Origin of the sequence: Streptomyces sp. NPDC050388 (assembly GCF_040655635.1) — a bacterium.
In the GTDB taxonomy this organism is placed as follows: Bacteria; Actinomycetota; Actinomycetes; order Streptomycetales; family Streptomycetaceae; genus Streptomyces.
In genome coordinates, this window is record NZ_JBFAKH010000225.1 from 1 (window position 1) to 3,064 (window position 3,064).

2 protein-coding genes are annotated in these 3,064 nt (G+C 70.5%); both read left to right on the forward strand.

Annotated elements, in window-relative coordinates; all coding sequences use genetic code 11:
• A partial coding sequence (locus AB0I73_RS40895) for an alpha-1,4-glucan--maltose-1-phosphate maltosyltransferase (protein WP_363045453.1) occupies positions 1-1,580 on the forward strand: 1,580 nt, incomplete at its 5' end.
• Positions 1,577-3,064: maltose alpha-D-glucosyltransferase (gene treS, locus AB0I73_RS40900; protein WP_363045454.1), on the forward strand; the 1,488-nt coding region annotated here is incomplete at its 3' end. The genes AB0I73_RS40895 and treS, both read left to right, overlap by 4 nt.

The following is a 3,064-nucleotide window of genomic DNA, read 5'->3' on the forward strand; positions in this document are numbered from 1 at the left end:
CCCGGTTGGCGGCGGCGTTGACGCCGGAGGTGGACGCGGTCCTGGCCCGCCACCCGCTGCGGGAACTGGTCACCCCCGGCGACCCGATGCCCCTGCTCGTGGAACGCGAACGCGCCCTGTACGGCTCCTGGTACGAGTTCTTCCCCCGCTCCGAGGGCACCCCCCACCAGCCGCACGGCACCTTCCGCACCGCCGCCCGCCGGCTGCCCGCGATCGCCGCCATGGGCTTCGACGTCGTCTACCTCCCGCCCATCCACCCCATCGGCACCACCCACCGCAAGGGCCGCGACAACACCCTCACCGCCGCCCCCGACGACGTCGGCGTGCCCTGGGCCATCGGCTCCCCCGAGGGCGGCCACGACACCGTCCACCCCCGACTGGGCACCCTGGAGGACTTCACCGGCTTCGTCCGCCGCGCCGGCGAGCTGGGCCTGGAGGTCGCCCTGGACTTCGCCCTGCAGTGCTCCCCCGACCACCCCTGGGTGCACAAACACCCCCAGTGGTTCCACCACCGCCCCGACGGCACCATCGCGCACGCGGAGAACCCGCCCAAGAAGTACCAGGACATCTACCCGCTCGCCTTCGACACCGACCCGGACGGCCTGGCCGCCGAGGCCTGCCGGCTGCTGCGGCACTGGATGGCCACCGGCGTGCGGATCTTCCGGGTGGACAACCCGCACACCAAACCGGTGGCCTTCTGGGAACGCGTGCTGGCCGACATCAACCGCACCGACCCCGACGTCGTCTTCCTGGCGGAGGCCTTCACCCGCCCGGCGATGATGCACACCCTGGCCCAGATCGGCTTCCAGCAGTCCTACACCTACTTCACCTGGCGCACCACCAAGCGGGAACTGACCGAGTACCTGAGCGAGCTGGCGGGCGAGGCGGCCTGCTACATGCGGCCCAACCTGTTCCCCAGCACCCCCGACATCCTGCCCGCCCACCTGCAGCACGGCGGCCGGCCCGCCTTCGCCGTGCGCGCCGTGCTGGCCGCCACCCTCTCGCCGTCCTGGGGCATCTACAGCGGCTACGAGCTGTGCGAGAACACCCCGCTGCGGGAGGGCTCCGAGGAGTACCTGCACTCGGAGAAGTACCAGCTCACCCCGCGGGACTGGGAGGGCGCCGAACGCCGGGGGGAGTCCCTGGCCCCCCTGATCACCCGGCTCAACACCATCCGACGGGAGAACCCGGCGCTGCGTCAGCTGCGGGACCTGCACTTCCACCAGGCGGACCAGGAGCCGGTCATCGCCTACTCGAAACGGAAGGGCGCGAACACGGTCCTGGTGGTCGCCAACCTCGACCCGCACCACACCCGGGAGGCCACCGTCTCGTTGGACATGGCGCACCTCGGCCTGGAGCGGCACGCGTCGGTGCCGGTGCGCGACGAGCTCACCGGCGAGACCTACCACTGGGGCAGCAGCAACTACGTGCGGCTGGAACCGGGCGGCGCGCACGTGCTCGTCGTCGGCCGGGGAGCCGACGGCCGCACGGCGCCGGCCGCCCCCGCCGCGGCCCCGGATGAGCACGGCACGGCTCCGGGACCGTCCACCCCGCAGATCGGAGGGTCACCCGCATCATGACCGTCAACGAGCCCGTGCCGGACACCTTCGAGGACACCCCGGCCAGGGACCGCGACCCGGACTGGTTCAAACGGGCCGTCTTCTACGAGGTCCTGGTCCGCTCCTTCCAGGACAGCAACGGCGACGGCATCGGCGACCTGAAGGGCCTGACCGCCAGACTCGACTACCTGCAATGGCTCGGCGTCGACTGCCTGTGGCTGCCCCCCTTCTTCACCTCCCCCCTGCGCGACGGCGGCTACGACGTCGCCGACTACACCGCCGTGCTGCCCGACTTCGGCGACCTCGCCGACTTCGTCGAGTTCACCGACGCCGCCCACCAGCGCGGCATGCGCGTGATCATCGACTTCGTCATGAACCACACCAGCGACCAGCACCCCTGGTTCCAGGCCTCCCGCAAGGACCCCGACGGCCCCTACGGCGACTACTACATGTGGGCCGACGACGACAAACAGTACCCGGACGCCCGGATCATCTTCGTCGACACCGAGGCCTCCAACTGGACCCACGACCCCCTCCGCGGCCAGTACTACTTCCACCGCTTCTTCTCCCACCAGCCCGACCTCAACTACGACAACCCGCGCGTGCAGGAGGAGATCCTGGCCGCCCTGCGCTTCTGGCTGGACCTGGGCATCGACGGCTTCCGGCTGGACGCGGTGCCCTACCTGTACGCCGCCGAGGGCACCACCTGCGAGAACCTGCCCGCCACCCACGCCTTCCTCAAACGGGTCCGCAAGGAGATCGACGCCCAGTACCCCGACACCGTGCTGCTGGCCGAGGCCAACCAGTGGCCGGAGGACGTCGTCGACTACTTCGGCGACTACGCCGCCGGCGGCGACGAGTGCCACATGGCCTTCCACTTCCCGGTCATGCCCCGCATCTTCATGGCGGTGCGCCGCGAGTCACGCCACCCGGTCTCCGAGATCCTGGCCAAGACCCCCGCCATCCCGGCCGGCTGCCAGTGGGGCATCTTCCTGCGCAACCACGACGAGCTCACCCTGGAGATGGTCACCGACGAGGAACGCGACTACATGTGGGCCGAGTACGCCAAGGACCCCCGCATGCGCGCCAACATCGGCATCCGCCGCCGGCTGGCCCCGCTGCTGGACAACGACCGCAACCAGATCGAGCTGTTCACCGCCCTGCTGCTGTCCCTGCCCGGCTCGCCGATCCTCTACTACGGCGACGAGATCGGCATGGGCGACAACATCTGGCTGGGCGACCGCGACGCGGTGCGCACCCCGATGCAGTGGACCCCCGACCGCAACGCCGGCTTCTCCTCGGCGGACCCGGGCCGGCTGTTCCTGCCCACCATCATGGACCCGGTCCACGGCTACCAGGTCAGCAACGTGGAGGCGGCCATGGCCTCGCCGTCCTCGCTGCTGCACTGGACCCGCCGCATGATCGAGATCCGCAAGCAGAACCCCGCCTTCGGCCTGGGCTCCTACACCGAGCTGCCGTCCTCCAACCCGGCCGTGCTGGCCTTC